Raw genomic sequence first — 16,477 nt, forward strand, 5'->3', positions numbered from 1 at the left:
TCGCCTCGGAAGCGGGTGAACGACCCCGAAGAATCCGCCTGGGACGCGACGAAGCCTCGGGTCAGAGCGTCCGGACGACCTGATCGGCACCGGCACCGGCCGGCACCACCTCGGCGAAGTCCCCGTCCGCCACGACCTGCCCCGCCGCGAGCCACACGACGTTCCGCGCGCCCGGCTGCGGCACGAACGACGAGACGTCCAATCCCGCGCCGCCGCTGACCAGCACCGTGACGTCGTCGAGTCCGCTCGACCCCCGGTACCAGGACGTCGGCAGGTCGATCTGCACGGCGTGACCGACCGCCTCGAGCGAGGTCACCAGCGCGGTGACGTCTGCCGCCCGAGTCCCGTCGTGCTTCACCGCGACCCGAAGACCGGCAACGCCGGAACCGCCGGGAGCACCAGCAGCGCCGGCGAAGTCCCGGACGACGATCGGCCGCGACGACCGCACCATCACGGCGTGCCCCTTCGGCAGCCCCGGCTCGACACCGAGCCACCGCAGGCCGGCCGCCTCGTAGTGTGCTCCGGCGTCCGCCGCCGGGTACCGCCCGCGCCAGCGCTCGTCGAACACCCGCCGGTTGTCGACCCGGGCGTCGTCGCGACCGGGGGTGCGGCTCTCGTGGTGCACGACGACCGAGGACGGCACGACGGCGAAGGCCGAGCCGTCCGGCGACGCATCGAGGGCCCGCAGGCACAGGTCGACGTCCTCGAGCCCGTTCGCGAACACCGGGTCGAACCCGTGCCAGCGGATCAGGTCGACGGCCCGGAACGCAGCGGCAGCAGCAGTGATCGCCGAGAAGCGGCGACCACCGGCAGCACCCAGCCGTGCGGTACCGGCACCCGCCAACGCCCGCGAAGCATCGTGTCGCGGGTGGTCGCCGAGGAAGTGCCAGGGCAGCACCTTGTCCCCGCCGAACACCGTGCCCGCTGCCTGCACGACCCCGTCCGGGTACACGAGCAGCGGTTGCGCGCCGAGCACGGACGGGTCGTCCAGCGCGGACACCAGCGGCTGCAGCCACCCGGTCGTGACCTCGGTGTCGTTGTTGAGCATGACGACGGTGCCGCCAGAGGAGCGGGCCAGGCCGAGGTCGCTCCCGAGCCCGAAGTTCCGGTTGCGGTCCTCGCGCTGCAGCAGGACCCGCGGCTCGTCGCCGAACCAGGTGCCGAGCACGGCGGAGACCGAGCGCGGTGAGCCGTTGTCGACCAGGATGACCTCGACCCGGTCGCCCTCGTGGTCGGCGGCGTGCAGCACGGCGTCCACGGCGCGCCGGGTCATCGTCCAGTCGCGGAACACCGGCACGACGACGGAGACGAGTCCGGCGTCGCGCGCCGGTGCGGCCTCGGCAAGGGCGTCCCAGTCGATGCGGTGGCGGGCGAGCGCGACCTCCTGCCACGAAGCGGGCTGTGCGGAGGAGACCCGCCGCGGGTCGCGGACGTTGTCGTAGTCGACACCGATCACGGGCACGTACGCGGGCACGCCGGAGCGCTTCCCGATGCGCAGCAGCCACTCCCAGTCGATCCAGCGGCGCAGGGTCTCGTCGAACGGGCCGACGGCAGCGGCGACGTCACGACGGACGACGAGCGCGTTCAGGTCGATGAAGTTGCCGGCGAGCAGGTCGTCGAGCGTGCCGTCCTCGCCGCGGTACGTCTCGGCGGGCGCGGTGGAGTCGTCGGCGTTGTTCGCGCCGATCATCCGGACGCCGGTGTGCACGCCGGGGCCGTCCGTCTCGAGCAGCCCGGCGAGTGCGGCGGACAGGTGCTCGGGTCGCCAGGTGTTGTCGGCGTCGAGGAACGCGACGAAGTCGCCGCGCACCGCCGCGAGTCCGGTGTTGCGCGCAGCTCCCGCCCCGCCGTTCTCCCGCTCGACCAGGCGGACGCGCGGTTCGTCGGCGGCGATCCGGCGCACGACCTCGGCGGTCTCGTCACCGGATCCGTCGTCGACGACGAGGAGCTCCCAGTTCGCGTGCTGCTGCGCGCGCACCGAGGCGATCGCCGCACCGACGACGTCGGCGCGCCGGTACACGGGCATCACGATCGACACGAGCGGTTGCTCCGCGTCGCGTCGCGCGACACCGCGCGGGTACCGGCCGAGCGCCTCGGCGACGTCGGGCCCGTCCCACGTGGCCCGGTAGCGGCGCCGGGTCCGGCGCTGCGCGTCGGCGAAGGCGCGGGCAGCGGAGACGGCTGCGTCGCGTGCGGCGCCCCAGGTCGGTGCGTGGCCACGGCGGCCGGGAGGCACGGGGAGCGTGGTCGCGTCGGTCGCGTTCCGCAGGAAGTCGCGGAGCGCATCGAGCGTGGACGCCGGGCGGTCGGCTTCCGGCACCGAGGCGGCGTACACGCCGGCGTCGAAGAGGGGTCCGGTCTGGAAGAGCTCCGGGCCCTCCTGGTGCAGGGCGTCGTACCAGGACATCGCCAGGACGGGCTGGTGCTCGCGCATCCACTCGTGCTCGATCAGCGGGTGCAGCGAGAGTCCTCGCTGCCCGTCGTTGTGCACGTAGAACGCGATGGCGTCGGCGTCGCTGTCGAACGTCCGTCCGGTCTGGGCCTCGAAGTACGCGCGGTCGAGCACACCGAACTCGGCGATCCGCCGGGCCCAGCGGTCGAGCCGGTCCGTGACGGTCAACGGCTTCTCGGGGCCACGGAACGGGCGTGCCAGGCGTCGCGCGACGCGGCCGAGGCCCTTCGCCTCGGCCATCAGCGGCGACCCGGCAGCCGTGCGGCGACCTTGGCGATCGCCTGGCCGGTGCGGAACGAGCGGCTCGCGCGCAGGTCGTCGAGCTCGCGGCGGAGCCGGGTGACCTCGTCGGAGGCGTTCCCCGCCGCGACCTCGGCAGCGGTGAGGTCGAGCGGGAGGAGCGCTGCCCAGCGGCCCTCGAGGGCCTCGGAGCGCGAGGCGAGCGGCGCGGTCAGGCGACGGTCGAGCTGCTCGCGCGCCGCGACGAGTCCGCCGCGGGTCGTGGCGACGACGTGCGGGTCCAGCAGCACGGCGACCCGGTCGGCTCCGGCTCGGTGCGCCGGGGACGACCACGGCAGGGCGGTCGGCGTGGACCGCACGACCACGAGCTCCAGCGACCGTCGGTTGGCGGCGACGACCTCGGCGGGTGTGGGGTCCACGAGGACCGTGACGGTGACGAGGTCGTCCGGGTTCGGGGCGTCGGAGGTGACCGTCCACCCTACGGGGACCGACGTGCCGGGGGCGAGCCGGGCCTCCAGGTCGAAGCCGTCCGCGAAGGCCGCGTCGATCTCGCGGACCTGGCCACCGGCGTCCTCGACGTGCCGCAGGTCGACGGCGAGGCGGGGTGGGGGACCAGCGGGCACCAGGGCGTCGGCGAAGCGCTCCGTCGCCGTCGAGCCGTGCCGCTGGTAGGCGGCGACGGCGTCCGGCAGGAACGGGTACCGGCGCTCGAGTTCGCGCTGGTGCGCAGCGCGGAGGGCGTTGCGGTTGCCCGAGAAGCTCTTGCCACCGGCGTGCAGGACCAGCGCGCGGTTGGCGATCCGCGACGTCCAGCCGTGCTCGGCGAGGCGCAGGCAGTAGTCGTTCTCCTCGCCGTACCCGGGGGCGAAGGCGTCGTCGAACAACCCGTGCTCGGTGACCAGCTCGCGGCGGGTGAGGAAGCAGAAGCCCATCGCGACGGGCAGGACCTGCGAGGCCGGCAGCAGTGGGGCGACCGCGCCCCAGACGGCCCGCGTGCGCTCCTCGGTGCGTGCGGCACCCCGGTTGGTCAGGCGGTACGGGATGCTCGCGATCGTGGCGTTGTCGCTCCGTGCCGTGACGACGCCGGTGTGGTCCTCGTCGAGCACGTCGAGCATGGCGTCCAGGAACCCCGCGGTGGGTACGGCGTCGCTGTTGAGCAGCAGGACGGCCTCTCCCGTGGTGCCGGTGCCGGTGCCGGTGCCGGTGCCGGTGCCGGTGCCGGTGCCGGTGCCGGTGCCGGTGCCGGTGCCGGTGCCTGTGTCGCCGGTGCCGCGGTCGAGTTCGAGGACGGCGCGGTTGCAGGTGCCCACGAACCCGAGGTTGCGGTCGTTGCGCTCGTACCGGAACCCCGGCCGACCGTCGATCCGCTCGAGCAGGGCGCGTTCGATCGCGTCGGCGTCGGGGCCGCAATCGTTGACGAGCAGCACCCGGTGCACGGACGTGTCGAGGTGCTCGACGAGTCCGTCCACGCAGCGCAGCAGGGACTCGAGGTCTCCGTAGACGGGGACGACGACGAGGGTGGTGCGGGTCATCGGGTGGACTCCTCGTGGTCGTGCTGGTCGTCGTGCTCGTCGTGGCTGTCGCGACTGTCGTGGCTGTCGTGCTCGAGCGCGTTCGCGAGTGCGTCGACGGCCGCGTCGAGCGGACCGCCGAGCGCGTGCTCGGCGAGCGGGGCGAAGCCGGTGGGGCCCTCGGCCGCGGCGCGACGGACGGCGTCCGCCACGGCCAGGCCGAGCGACCGGGCGTCGGCGGGCACGGCCGTCAGGTTGGGGTGCAGGTGCGCACGAGTGCCGCGGAACTCGTTGGTCACCACGCGGGCGCCGGAGATCGCACCGTCGAACGGCGGGTGGCTCGGGTGCGGACTGTGCTGCAGCGAGAGCACGACGTTGGTCGAGGCGATGAAGCGGAAGTAGTCGTCCCAGGGCATCGTGCCGTGGCTCACGAGCTTGACGTCGCCCCTGCCGCCGTCGAGCTCGACGTCGCCGTGCTGCTCGCCGGCCGAGTGGAACTCCACCCGGATCCGGTCGGCCGCGAGCTCCTGCACCGCGACGCGCAGGGCGGCGACACCGAGCCGGAACAGGTTGCGGTGCTTGCTCGGGCGGCCGTAGAACAGCACCCGGACGACGTCCTCGTGCCGTCGGGCCGTGGCGACGCGTTCGAGCAGCTCCACGTCCAGGTGCGGTGCGAAGGTCCGCTCCGCCGGCACGTCCAGGTCCTCGACGTCGGCCAGGTACTTCCGCAGGGGCTCCGAGTTGACGAGCACCCGGAAGCCGGCACGGTAGGTCGAGGCGGCGACGGCGTACTCGGTCGACCACGGGCTGAAGCCGGGCTCGTAGTCCTGCACCAGGTACACCACCCGGTCGCGCGGGACGACCCCGGCGGTCACGGCGACGTCGATCGGGTGCGCGGTCTTCCAGTGCGTGGCGATCCAGACGTCGTCGCGGCCGAACTCGGTGTCCAGGACGTCCTCGCGTCGGACCACGCGGACCCCCGGGCGGCCGTCGACCCGCGACTCCGGGAACCGGTCCGCCACGAGCGCCTCGGCCGCGGCCGCACTGTTGCCGGGCGTGGTCCAGCGGACCATGACCACCCGGACCGACCGGCCCAGTCGCGCACCGAGCGCGATCGCGACGGCCAGCGCCGTCTGCACCCCGGCGAACGCCGCGCCCTCGCGGAGCTCGTCGACGACGAGCACCACCTCGGGCTCCCGGTCGACCGTCCGGATGCCCGCCAGGGCGAGGCTCGTCTCGACCAGCCCCTCGAACGGTCGGGCAGCCAGCGGTGCGCGGTCACGCTCGCGCCGGGCCACGCCGACGTCCACGCGGGACACCGTGCGCCCGAGTCGTTCGCGGACGTCGTTGCGGTAGTGGCCGTCCCGCGCGTACCGCTCGTTCACCCGGACGAGGTCGCTGACGAGGCGCCGTGCCTTCTCGAAGTTCATCGACCCTCACGTTACTGGGCGTGGGGGAGCACCTCGGTAGGCTTGTCCCCTGATGATGCAGCGAATCGACCTCCGTGGCGGCCTGCCCGCCCGTGCCGAACTCCTCCGACTCATGCCGCGCGCCGTGGGTGACGTCTCGCACGCGGTCGACGCCGCCCGCGAGCTCGTCGAGGACGTCCGACACCGCGGAGCGGACGCACTGCACGACCAGGCCGAACGCTTCGACGGGGGCGCCCCGGCCAACGTCCGGGTGCCGGTCGCCGAGATCGCGGCGGCCGTCGCCGGGCTGACCCCCGAACTGCGGGAAGCGCTCGACGAAGCCATCCGCCGCGTCCGAGCCGCCAGCGCCGCACAGGTGCCGGCCGGCTCCGTCACCACGCTCGCCGACGGCGCCGAGGTGCACCAGCGCTGGCAGCCGATGCGCCGCGTCGGCCTCTACGTGCCCGGCGGCAAGGCCGTCTACCCGTCGAGCGTCGTCATGAACGTCGTGCCCGCACAGGTCGCCGGGGTCCGGTCGATCGCACTCGTGTCCCCGCCGCAGCGCGACCACGGCGGTGCGGTCCACCCGACGATCCTGGCCGCGGCCGGACTGCTCGGCATCGACGAGGTCTACGCGATGGGCGGTGCCGGCGCGATCGGCGCGCTGGCGTACGGCGTCCCCGCGATCGACCTGGAGCCCGTCGACCTGGTCACCGGACCTGGCAACAACTACGTCGCCGCCGCGAAGCGCCTGGTGCGCGGTGTCGTCGGCATCGACGCCGAGGCCGGCGCGACCGAGATCCTCGTGATCGCCGACGAGACCGCCGACCCCGGGTTCGTCGCCGCCGACCTCATCAGCCAGGCCGAGCACGACGAGCAGGCCGGCAGTGTGCTGGTGACGACGTCGGCGACGTTCGCCGACGCCGTGGAAGCAGCCATCCCGGAGCGCACGGCGGTGCTCGGGACGGCTGCGCGCCTCCAGACCGCCCTGGACGGACCGCAGTCCGCGATCGTGCTGGTGGACTCCCTCGCCGACGCCGCGACCGTGAGCAACGCGTACGGGCCGGAGCACCTCGAGATCCAGACGGCCGACGACGACGCGGTGCTCGCCGACATCGACGCCGCCGGAGCGGTGTTCGTCGGGCCGAGCACGCCCGTCAGCCTGGGGGACTACCTGGCCGGGTCGAACCACGTGCTGCCCACCGGCGGCCAGGCGCGCTTCGGTTCCGGACTGTCCGCGTCCACGTTCCTGCGGCCGCAGCAGGTCATCCGGTACTCGGCGTCGGCGCTCGACGAGGTCGCCGCGCACATCGTCGCGCTGTCGACCGAGGAGCAGCTCCCCGCGCACGGCGCCGCCGTGACGGAGCGCACGAACCGATAGCCTGGGCGACGACATGTTCTGCCCTTTCTGCCGCCACCCGGACTCCCGCGTCGTCGACTCACGGACGAGCGACGACGGAACCTCCATCCGCCGCCGTCGACAGTGCCCGAACTGCGGACGACGCTTCTCGACCACCGAGACCGCGTCGCTCAACGTCGTCAAGCGCAACGGCGTCACCGAACCCTTCAGCCGCGACAAGATCGTCTCCGGCGTGCGCAAGGCCTGCCAGGGGCGCCCGGTCACCGACGGCGACCTGGCCGTGCTCGCGCAGCGGGTCGAGGAGACCGTGCGGTCGTCCGGCTCGAGCCAGATCGACGCGAACGACATCGGCCTCGCGATCCTCGCGCCGCTCCGTGAGCTGGACGAGGTCGCGTACCTGCGGTTCGCCAGCGTCTACCAGGCGTTCGACTCGCTCGAGGACTTCGAGGACGCCATCAGCCAGCTCCGCCGTGACCACCACGCTGCGGGCGCGCCTTCGGGTGCCGCCGGCTCGCCGGCGGGTGCCGGCGCGTGAGCGGGGTCGCGGAAGGCCTGGTCCGGTCCGGGTACGCCGTCGTCTTCCGGTCGGTCTTCGCCAAGATGGACCCCGAGCGGGCCCATCACCTGGCGTTCGCCGTCATCAAGGCGCTGCCCCGCGTGCCGTTCGTGGGCGGTCTGGTCGAGCGGTACTCCCGCCCGGCAGCTGCTGACGGCATCACGACGATGGGCATCCACTTCCCGTCGCGCTTCGGCCTCGCCGCCGGGTTCGACAAGGACGCCCGCGGCATCGGCGGCCTCGGCCTGCTCGGCTTCGGTCACGTCGAGGTCGGCACGATCACGGCGAAGCCCCAGCCCGGCAACGAGCGTCCGCGCCTGTTCCGTCTCATCGAGGACCGCGCCCTCATCAACCGGATGGGCTTCAACAACCACGGCGCCGGTGCCGCTGCCCGACGGCTCGAGCGCGCCCGACGCAACCCGGGTCGCCCGGTCATCGGGGTGAACATCGGCAAGAGCCGGGTCGTCGCCGTCGAGGACGCCATCGACGACTACCTCGAGTCGACACGACGCCTCGCGCCGTTCGCCGACTACCTGGCGGTCAACGTCAGCTCCCCGAACACGCCCGGCCTGCGCGGCCTGCAGGAACTCGACCAGCTCCGACCGCTGCTGTCCGCCGTCCGCGACGCCGCCGGTGACACGCCCGTGCTGGTGAAGATCGCGCCGGACCTGACCGACGAGCAGGTCGACGCCATCGCCGGCCTCGCGGTGTCGCTCGGGCTGTCGGGCATCATCGCCAACAACACGACGATCTCCCGTGAGGGACTCACCGCGGACCCGGGCGACGTCGAAGCCATGGGTGCCGGGGGACTCTCCGGCGCTCCAGTCGCCGCGCGTTCGCTCGAGGTGCTGCGTCGGGTCCGTGCCGCGGTGCCCGCCGAGTTCTGCGTCATCGCCGTCGGCGGGGTGACGACCGAGCAGGACGTGCAGGACCGCATCGACGCCGGGGCCACCCTGGTGCAGGGCTACACGGCGTTCCTCTACGAGGGGCCGAGCTGGGCCACGCGCATCAACCGCTTGCGTCGCAAGCGGCTGCGCCGCGCCGCGCGCTGAGCGCGGGCGCGGGGCGGCCCGTCCCGGACGTCCTGCCCGCGCGTCCCGCCCGCGCGTCGCGCCCGGCGCCCTCCAGGTTCCGAAGTCTCGGCATCTCGCGGCTCTCAGCGGCCGTCTGTGGAACCTCGGCGGCGTGCACGCGGCGAGTCGTGGAACCTCGGCGACCGTCCCTGTGACGGGAGGCCCGGTGCGGTCCCGCCCCGTGCCTCCCGTCCGTCGGCGCGTGGCCACGCCCGGGCGCGGCCGCTGAGTGTCCGAGATCTCGGAACCTCGGCGCGCGGGCGGGTCGTCTGTGGAACCTCGGCGACGTGCATGCGGCGAGTCGTGGAACCTCGGCGACCGCCCCTCGTACGCCAGACGACGAAGCGCCGCCCGGCGAGGCCGGACGGCGCTTCGGACAGCGACGCTGGGGTCAGAGGGCGGGGTACTGCCCGCGCTTGACCTGGGGCTTCGGCAGGCGCAGGAACCGCAGCTGCCACGCCCGCGTCAGGATGTAGAGGAACGTGCCGCGCTGCATCTCGCCGAACTTGGTGGTGAGCTTGCGACGCATCGACAGCCAGAGGACCACGCAGTCGATCACGAACAGGGCCACGAACGCCCACACGAGCAGGAGCGAGTACGAGGCGATCGCGGTCTGCGAAGCGGCGAACCCGACGATCAGGAACAGCACGAGCACCGGCATCATGATCTCGCCGACGTTCCAGCGCGCGTCGATCCAGTTGCGGACGAAGCGACGCTGCTCACCGCGGTCCTTCGCCGGCAGGTAGCGCTCCTCGCCGTTGGCCATGCCGACGCGGGCACGCTCGCGGTCGGAGTTGAGACGCGCGCGGGCGGCCTTCTTGTCGACCGGCGTGTTGCCGACGAGGGGGCGGCGGTTCGCTGCCTCGCGCTCACGGCGGGACGGCGTCGGGCGGCCCTTGCCCTGCTCGAGGAGTTCTTCCTCGGTGGGGTTCACGGTCGTGTTGGTCTTGGGGGCTGCCTTCGCCACGGTGCGTTCCTAACGGCGTTGTGCGTGCGGGATCGTCCTCTAGATTACCGGGCATGACCGACACCGCACAGCCCAGCTCCGCGACCGACCCCGCTCTCCTCGACGCCCTGCGCGAACAGGTGCAGGGTGCACTGCCCACGACGATCGCCGATCTGTCCGCGCTGGTGCGGATCCCGTCGGTGTCGTGGTCGGCGTTCGACGAGTCGCACGTGCTCGCGAGCGCGCGTGCCGTGGCGGACCTGGCGCTGAGCACCGGGGTCTTCGCCGAGGACCAGGTGGAGATCATCCGTTCGGCGATCAGCGACGACGAGCCGCTCGAGCTCGGCCAGCCCGCCGTGCTCGCCGTCCGCCCGGCCCGGAACGGCAAGCCGACCGTGATGCTCTACGCCCACCACGACGTGCAGCCGCAGGGCGACGACGCCCTGTGGGAGACGCCGCCGTTCGAGCCGACCCTCCGCGGTGACCGGCTGTACGGTCGCGGCGCCTCGGACGACAAGGCCGGCGTGATGACCCACATCGCCTCGCTCCGGGCGATCCACGCGCAGTTCGGCGACGACCTCGACCTCGGTGTCGTCCTGTTCGTCGAGGGAGAAGAGGAGTTCGGCTCCCGGTCGTTCCGCACCTTCCTCGCCGACCAGAAGGAGCGCCTGGCCGCCGACGTGATCGTGGTCGCCGACAGCGACAACTGGTCGGTGGACGTGCCGTCGATCACGGTCTCGCTCCGCGGGAACGTCACCTTCAAGCTCACCCTGACGACCCTCGAACACGCCAGTCACAGCGGGATGTTCGGGGGAGCGGCGCCGGACGCCATGATCCCGATGGTCAAGCTGCTCGCGTCGCTGCACGACGACGCCGGTTCGGTCGCCGTCGACGGGCTCACCTCGTACGAGGCCGACGTCCCGGCGCGGACCGACGACGAGCTCGCCGTGGACGCGGCCCTGGTCGAGGGCGTCCGACCGATCGGCACCGGCGAGGTCCTGTCCCGCATGTGGTTCCAGCCGTCGATCACCGTGACCGGCATGGATGTGCCGAGCGTCGCGAACGCCTCCAACACGCTGCTGCCGACCGTCTCCGCCCGCGTGTCGGTGCGGGTCGCGCCCGGCCAGCCCGCCACGGAGGCGTACGCGGCCGTCGAGCGGCACCTTCGGGCACACGTGCCCTTCGGTGCCCGCATGGAGATCTCCGAGCCGGACAGCGGCGACGGCTTCCTCGTCGACACGGCCGGCTGGGCCGTCCAGGAGGCCCGCACGGCCATGCGCGAGGGCTGGGGTGCCGAGGCGGTCGAACAGGGCATCGGCGGCTCGATCCCGTTCGTCTCGGACCTCGCCGCGGAGTTCCCGGAGGCCCAGATCCTGGTCACCGGGGTGGAGGACCCGGACACCCGCGCCCACAGCCCGAACGAGTCGCAGCACCTCGGCGTCCTGCACCGGGCCATCGCGTCCGAGGCGATCCTGCTCGCCAGGCTCGCGACGCGCAGCTGACGGTGCTTACAATCGACGCCAGGCGCGGTGAACCGCACCGCCCGGAGGGAGACGCGCGATGAGCGACACCATCACCACCGACGCACCGGTGACCGAGGCGGCCTCGCACGGCGTCCTCCTGAGCGACGCCGCGGCCGGCAAGGTGGCGAGTCTCCTCGAGCAGGAGGGCCGCGACGACCTGCGCCTGCGCCTCGCCGTCCAGCCCGGGGGCTGCTCGGGTCTGATCTACCAGCTGTACTTCGACGAGCGCCTGCTCGACGGTGACGTCACCGCCGAGTTCGACGGGGTCGAGGTCGTCGTCGACAAGATGAGCGTCCCGTACCTCGACGGCGCGACGATCGACTTCGAGGACACCATCCAGAAGCAGGGCTTCACGATCGACAACCCGAACGCGCAGGGCAGCTGCGCGTGCGGTGACAGCTTCCACTGATCACCAGCCGATCCGACACGCGAGCGGGGAGCGACCGACACGGTCGCTCCCCGCTCGCGTTCGTCGGGGGATGCGGTCGCAGTGTGACCGGGGAAAACGGCCGGTCAGGAGTGCGGATCGCGGCGATGAGCGTGTCGGGTGTGCGCGAGCGGTACCGAGCTGCGAGTAAGCTAGGAGTGTTCCAATCAAGCTGGGAGCCAGCCAAGTGTCGCCTTCGTGCGACTCGGCGGGTTCGGCTCCGGGCTCACGTCTTTTGCGAGAGGTAACAGTGCGTTCGAATCGCCGTATACGTTGGGCGGCCGTCCCGGTGGCCGTCGGTCTGGTCATCGCACTGGCTGGCTGCACGCAGCAGCAGATGAACGGATGGCTCCCCGGCACGGAGGAGACGAAGGACGTCACCAACCACACGAGCCGCATCGTCGGCCTGTGGACCACCAGCTGGGTGGTGCTCCTCGCCGTCGGTCTCATCGTCTGGGGCCTGATCATCTGGGCCGCCATCGTGTACCGCCGCCGGAAGGGCCAGACCGGCCTGCCCGTGCAGATGCGCTACAACATGCCGCTCGAGATCTTCTACACGATCGTGCCGCTCATCCTCGTGCTGGGCTTCTTCGCCTTCACCGCGAAGGACCAGGCAGCGATCGAGAAGCCGTTCGACGACCCCGACGCCACCGTGCACGTGTACGGCAAGCGCTGGGCGTGGGACTTCAACTACATCAACAAGGACAACCCCGAGGACAGCGTCTACTACCAGGGCATCCAGGCCCAGGAAGAAGAGAACGCCAAGGGCGCCATCGACGAGTCGCAGCTGCCGACCCTCTACCTGCCGCAGGGCAAGAAGGTCGCGATCGAGCTCTCCTCGCGCGACGTCGACCACTCCTTCTGGATCATCGACTTCCTGTACAAGAAGGACATGCTCCCCGGCAAGACGAACTGGGAGTACTTCATCCCGGAGAAGCTCGGGACGTACCAGGGCAAGTGCGCGGAGCTCTGCGGTGAGTACCACTCGCTGATGCTCTTCCAGGTGAAGGTCGTCACGCCGGCGCAGTACCAGGACTACCTCGACACCCTGAAGGACCAGGGCAAGGTCGGGCTCCTCGGTGACGAGTACAACACCAACACGAACGAACCGAACAACAAGGCGCCGGTCGAGGCGTCCAGCGAGAACAAGTAGGGGCTCGTCAGATGACAACGTCTTTCGTCGGCCAACCGACCCAGACTGCTTCGCCGGACTTCCAGGCGTCGAAGGTGGGCCGGAAGGGCAACATCATCGTCCGGTGGATCACCTCCACCGACCACAAGACCATCGGGTACATGTACCTGATCGCGTCGTTCGTCTTCTTCCTGCTCGCGGGTGTGATGGCCCTGGTCATCCGTGCCCAGCTGTTCGAGCCCGGCCTGCACGTGGTCGCGACGAAGGAGCAGTACAACCAGCTCTTCACGATGCACGGCACGATCATGCTGCTGATGTTCGCGACGCCGCTCTTCTCGGGCTTCGCGAACGCGATCATGCCGCTCCAGATCGGTGCTCCCGACGTCGCCTTCCCGCGACTCAACGGCTTTGCGTTCTGGCTCTACCTGTTCGGCTCGCTCATCGCGGTCGGCGGCTTCCTCACCCCGCAGGGTGCGGCCTCGTTCGGCTGGTTCGCCTACGCGCCACTGAGTGACACGACGTTCACACCAGGGCTCGGCGGCACACTCTGGGTCTTCGGACTCGGCATGACCGGCTTCTCGACGATCCTCGGCGCGGTGAACTTCATCACCACCATCATCACGATGCGTGCCCCGGGTCTGACGATGTTCCGCATGTCGATCTTCACGTGGAACACCCTCGTGACGGCGCTGCTCGTGCTGATGGCCTTCCCGGTGCTCGCCACCGCGCTGTTCGGCCTCGGGCTCGACCGGGTGTTCGACGCCCAGATCTTCAACCCGGCCAACGGCGGTGCGCTGCTCTGGCAGCACCTGTTCTGGTTCTTCGGGCACCCCGAGGTGTACATCATCGCGCTGCCGTTCTTCGGCATCGTGTCCGAGGTCTTCCCGGTCTTCAGCCGCAAGCCGATCTTCGGGTACAAGACCCTCGTCTACGCGACCATCGCGATCGCGGCCCTGTCGGTCACGGTCTGGGCGCACCACATGTACGTCACCGGTGGCGTCCTGCTGCCCTGGTTCTCGCTCATGACGATGCTCATCGCGGTCCCGACCGGTGTGAAGATCTTCAACTGGGTCGGCACCATGTGGCGCGGCTCGGTGACGTTCGAGACCCCGCTGCTGTGGGCCGTCGGCTTCCTCATCACGTTCACGTTCGGTGGCCTCACCGGTGTGATCCTGGCGTCTCCGCCGCTCGACTTCCACGTGTCCGACTCGTACTTCGTCGTGGCGCACTTCCACTACGTGGTCTTCGGCACCGTCGTCTTCGCGATGTTCTCCGGCTTCTACTTCTGGTGGCCGAAGTGGACGGGCAAGATGCTCAACGAGCGTCTCGGCAAGATCCACTTCTGGCTCCTGTTCATCGGGTTCCACACCACGTTCCTCATCCAGCACTGGTTGGGCGTCATCGGCATGCCGCGTCGTTACGCGACCTACCTGCCGAACGACGGCTTCACCTGGATGAACCAGCTGTCGACGATCGGCTCGATGATCCTCGCGATCTCGTTCCTGCCGTTCATCTTCAACGTCTACGTGACGGCCCGGAACGCACCGAAGGTCGCCGTGAACGACCCGTGGGGCTACGGCCGCTCGCTCGAGTGGGCCACCAGCTGCCCGCCGCCCCGCCACAACTTCACGTCGATCCCGCGGATCCGTTCCGAGTCCCCGGCCTTCGACCTGAACCACCCCGAGGCAGGTGTGCCGATCGGTGTCGGCCCCGCGAAGGACGCCCCGGATGCCCCGACCTACGACGCCGCGAAGGGCGAGGTGAAGTAAGCCGATGCGCGCGAACACCAACCTGTTCTGGATCCTCTTCGGGTTCTTCATCCTCGCGGACGCCGCGTACACGATCTGGGCGCTGCTCTACTACGGTCACCCGGAGTGGGTCGGCACCGTGGCGATCGGTCTGACCGGCATCATGTCCGCGTTCATCGCCTTCTACCTCGGCAAGGTCATGGCGTCCCAGGGCGGCGTGCTTCCCGAGGACCGCCCCGACGCCAACATCGAGGACGGCGACGCCGAGCTCGGGCACTTCAGCCCGTGGTCGTGGTGGCCCATCCTGCTGGCCGCGGCGGTCGCCGTCTGCTTCCTCGGTGTCGCAGCCGGCCTGTGGATCGTCCCGATCGGACTCGCCCTGGTGGCGGTCACCCTGGTCGGCTGGGTCTACGAGTACTACCGCGGCAACTTCGGGCACTGACCTGACGCTGCAACGCACCTGACACTTCGGGCGGCACCACATCCGGTGCCGCCCGAAGTGCGTCCAGGCGCTGCACGACCACAGCACACGACCCGGCGCTGCCAACGCAGCGCACGACCCGGCGCTGCACACCACAGCGCCCCACGATCTCCGGTCCCCGATCCGGAACAAACGGGCCCGCCCGCGGCTTGACTGGAGCGGACCTCCCACCACAGCGAAAGGAGTCACCTCAGGTGACCGACAAGCGCACCCTCATCATCTTCGGCGCGACGGGCGACCTCGCCTCCCGCCTGCTGCTGCCGGGCCTCGGCACGTTCCTGCAGAGCGGTCGAGCGGTTCCCGTCCAGCTCATCGGCACGGGCCGCAGCGCCCGCAGCGAGGAGCAGTGGAAGGACATCGTCACGAAGTCCTTCGCGTCGCAGGACGTCAAGGGACCCGAGGTCGACGCGACGCTCGCGTCGACCCAGTTCATCCAGGGCGACCCCACCGACCCGGAGCACCTCACGGCACTGCTCGACGCGGCCGAGGCCGAACCGATCCTCTACTTCGCCCTGCCCCCGCAGATCGCCTCCGACATCTGCGAGGCACTGCAGCAGGTCGAGCTCCCCGCCGGCACCACCCTCGCCTTCGAGAAGCCGTTCGGCACCGACGTCGCGAGCGCCCAGGCCCTCAACGAGACCGTGCTGAAGCTGGTCCCGGAAGAGCGCGTGCACCGCACCGACCACTTCCTCGGACGCACCACGGTCCTGAACATCATCGGTCTGCGCTTCGCGAACCGCCTGTTCGAGCCGATCTGGAACGCGGACAACATCGAGAAGGTCGACGTCTTCTACGACGAGACCCTCGGTCTCGAGAACCGCGCCCAGTACTACGACGAGGCCGGCGCGATGGTCGACATGATCCAGTCGCACCTGCTGCAGATCCTCGGCATCGTGACGATGGACGCCCCGGCGGACATCGACGCGGTCGAGTTCCGCTCGTCCCTGGCCCGGGTGCTCCGTTCGACGCGGCTCAAGGGCGACGACGCGAAGATCGCGTCGCGCCGCGCCGTCTACACGGCCGGCACGATCGACGGCAAGGAGCTGCCGTCGTACCAGGACGAGGACGGCGTCGACAAGTCGCGGAGCACCGAGACGCTCGCCGAGATCTCGGTCGAGGTCGACACGGCCCGCTGGAAGGGCGTCCCGTTCACGCTGCGGTCCGGCAAGGCACTCGGCAACAGCCGGAAAGAGGTCCTGATCACCTTCAAGCCGGTCACGCGCCTGCCCTCCGGCCTGAGCGGTCGCCCGAAGGCGGACACGCTCCGCATCGTCCTGAACCCGGACGAGATCGAGCTGACCGTGTCGGCCAACGGCGGCGGCAACCCGTTCGAGATGGGCCAGGTCACCCTGTCGTCGTCGTTCAGCGACGGCGAGCTGACCCCGTACGGCGAGGTCCTGAACGGCATCTTCCACGACGACCCGTTGCTCTCGATCCGCGGCGACGTGGCCGAGCGCTGCTGGGAGATCGTCGAGCCGGTCGTCAAGGCCTGGAAGGCCGACGAGGTTCCGCTCGAGGAGTACCGCGCCGGTTCGCGCGGCCCGGCGGACTGGGAGTCGTCGTCCTGACGGACGTGACCGCCGCGCCCTGAACGGGCGGAACTGCGGACGGGAGGCACG

General features: G+C 70.9%; 13 protein-coding genes. 9 read left to right on the plus strand and 4 right to left on the minus strand.

What is annotated here, in order from left to right:
• Positions 1 to 61: 61 nt before the first annotated feature.
• From ACIPV1_RS00825 to ACIPV1_RS00835, 3 genes are read right to left on the minus strand one after another with little or no spacing between them, the layout of a single operon-like run.
• Positions 62 to 2,692 (minus strand): glycosyltransferase, encoded by a 2,631-nt coding sequence (locus ACIPV1_RS00825; RefSeq protein ID WP_402725585.1) that lies wholly within the window; start codon positions 2,690 to 2,692, stop codon positions 62 to 64.
• A complete protein-coding gene (locus ACIPV1_RS00830; protein ID WP_402725586.1) occupies positions 2,692 to 4,224 on the minus strand; it encodes a glycosyltransferase family 2 protein in 1,533 nt (510 codons plus the stop codon). The genes ACIPV1_RS00825 and ACIPV1_RS00830 overlap by 1 nt, the downstream gene beginning before the upstream one ends.
• Entirely contained in the window at positions 4,221 to 5,633 is a 1,413-nt protein-coding gene (locus tag ACIPV1_RS00835) for a hypothetical protein (protein ID WP_402725587.1), read from the minus strand. Before ACIPV1_RS00835 ends, ACIPV1_RS00830 begins: the two co-directional genes overlap by 4 nt.
• 52 nt (positions 5,634 to 5,685) lie before the next feature.
• Between ACIPV1_RS00835 and hisD the strand changes: the two genes are divergently transcribed.
• From hisD to ACIPV1_RS00850, 3 genes are read left to right on the plus strand one after another with little or no spacing between them, the layout of a single operon-like run.
• Entirely contained in the window at positions 5,686 to 6,993 is a 1,308-nt protein-coding gene (gene hisD, locus ACIPV1_RS00840; RefSeq protein ID WP_123340378.1) for a histidinol dehydrogenase, read from the plus strand.
• A 13-nt stretch (positions 6,994 to 7,006) separates the two neighbouring features.
• On the plus strand, positions 7,007 to 7,507 hold the full coding sequence (nrdR, locus tag ACIPV1_RS00845) for a transcriptional regulator NrdR (RefSeq protein WP_132100573.1): 501 nt from the start codon (positions 7,007 to 7,009) through the stop codon (positions 7,505 to 7,507).
• On the plus strand, positions 7,504 to 8,580 hold the full coding sequence (locus tag ACIPV1_RS00850) for a quinone-dependent dihydroorotate dehydrogenase (protein ID WP_402725588.1): 1,077 nt from the start codon (positions 7,504 to 7,506) through the stop codon (positions 8,578 to 8,580). Before nrdR ends, ACIPV1_RS00850 begins: the two co-directional genes overlap by 4 nt.
• 412 nt (positions 8,581 to 8,992) lie before the next feature.
• On the opposite strand, the gene ACIPV1_RS00855 is transcribed toward ACIPV1_RS00850, so the two are convergent.
• Positions 8,993 to 9,568, minus strand: a complete 576-nt coding sequence (locus ACIPV1_RS00855) for a DUF3043 domain-containing protein (protein WP_235035956.1) — start codon at positions 9,566 to 9,568, stop codon at positions 8,993 to 8,995.
• 53 nt (positions 9,569 to 9,621) lie between these two features.
• Between ACIPV1_RS00855 and ACIPV1_RS00860 the strand changes: the two genes are divergently transcribed.
• From ACIPV1_RS00860 to ACIPV1_RS00885, 6 genes are all read left to right on the plus strand, one after another.
• Positions 9,622 to 11,049 carry a dipeptidase gene (locus tag ACIPV1_RS00860; protein WP_131920555.1) on the plus strand — a complete coding sequence of 476 codons (1,428 nt, stop codon included), beginning with the start codon at positions 9,622 to 9,624 and terminating at the stop codon, positions 11,047 to 11,049.
• Between the two features lie 58 nt (positions 11,050 to 11,107).
• Complete coding sequence (locus ACIPV1_RS00865) at positions 11,108 to 11,479, plus strand: iron-sulfur cluster assembly accessory protein (RefSeq protein WP_111085771.1); 372 nt, start codon at positions 11,108 to 11,110, stop codon at positions 11,477 to 11,479.
• A 268-nt stretch (positions 11,480 to 11,747) separates the two neighbouring features.
• Complete coding sequence (gene coxB / locus ACIPV1_RS00870) at positions 11,748 to 12,650, plus strand: cytochrome c oxidase subunit II (RefSeq protein ID WP_111085770.1); 903 nt, start codon at positions 11,748 to 11,750, stop codon at positions 12,648 to 12,650.
• Between the two features lie 11 nt (positions 12,651 to 12,661).
• Positions 12,662 to 14,398 (plus strand): cytochrome c oxidase subunit I, encoded by a 1,737-nt coding sequence (gene ctaD, locus ACIPV1_RS00875; RefSeq protein WP_173168381.1) that lies wholly within the window; start codon positions 12,662 to 12,664, stop codon positions 14,396 to 14,398.
• Positions 14,399 to 14,402: 4 nt separating this feature from the next.
• Entirely contained in the window at positions 14,403 to 14,819 is a 417-nt protein-coding gene (locus tag ACIPV1_RS00880; protein ID WP_111085768.1) for a cytochrome c oxidase subunit 4, read from the plus strand.
• Between the two features lie 233 nt (positions 14,820 to 15,052).
• Positions 15,053 to 16,426, plus strand: a complete 1,374-nt coding sequence (locus ACIPV1_RS00885; RefSeq protein WP_123292491.1) for a glucose-6-phosphate dehydrogenase — start codon at positions 15,053 to 15,055, stop codon at positions 16,424 to 16,426.
• Positions 16,427 to 16,477 lie beyond the last annotated feature (51 nt).

Origin of the sequence: Curtobacterium sp. NPDC089991 (assembly GCF_044748425.1) — a bacterium.
GTDB lineage: Bacteria > Actinomycetota > Actinomycetes > Actinomycetales > Microbacteriaceae > Curtobacterium.

Excerpts from the sequence above, each read along its gene's own strand:
- ACIPV1_RS00865 (WP_111085771.1), top strand. The coding sequence starts at position 11,108 with ATGAGCGACACCATCACCACCGACGCACCGGTGACCGAGGCGGCCTCG.
- nrdR (WP_132100573.1), top strand. The coding sequence starts at position 7,007 with ATGTTCTGCCCTTTCTGCCGCCACCCGGACTCCCGCGTCGTCGACTCA.
- ACIPV1_RS00835 (WP_402725587.1), bottom strand. The coding sequence starts at position 5,633 with ATGAACTTCGAGAAGGCACGGCGCCTCGTCAGCGACCTCGTCCGGGTG.
- ACIPV1_RS00825 (WP_402725585.1), bottom strand. The coding sequence starts at position 2,692 with ATGGCCGAGGCGAAGGGCCTCGGCCGCGTCGCGCGACGCCTGGCACGC.
- ctaD (WP_173168381.1), top strand. The coding sequence starts at position 12,662 with ATGACAACGTCTTTCGTCGGCCAACCGACCCAGACTGCTTCGCCGGAC.
- ACIPV1_RS00830 (WP_402725586.1), bottom strand. The coding sequence starts at position 4,224 with ATGACCCGCACCACCCTCGTCGTCGTCCCCGTCTACGGAGACCTCGAG.
- ACIPV1_RS00880 (WP_111085768.1), top strand. The coding sequence starts at position 14,403 with ATGCGCGCGAACACCAACCTGTTCTGGATCCTCTTCGGGTTCTTCATC.
- hisD (WP_123340378.1), top strand. The coding sequence starts at position 5,686 with ATGATGCAGCGAATCGACCTCCGTGGCGGCCTGCCCGCCCGTGCCGAA.
- ACIPV1_RS00860 (WP_131920555.1), top strand. The coding sequence starts at position 9,622 with ATGACCGACACCGCACAGCCCAGCTCCGCGACCGACCCCGCTCTCCTC.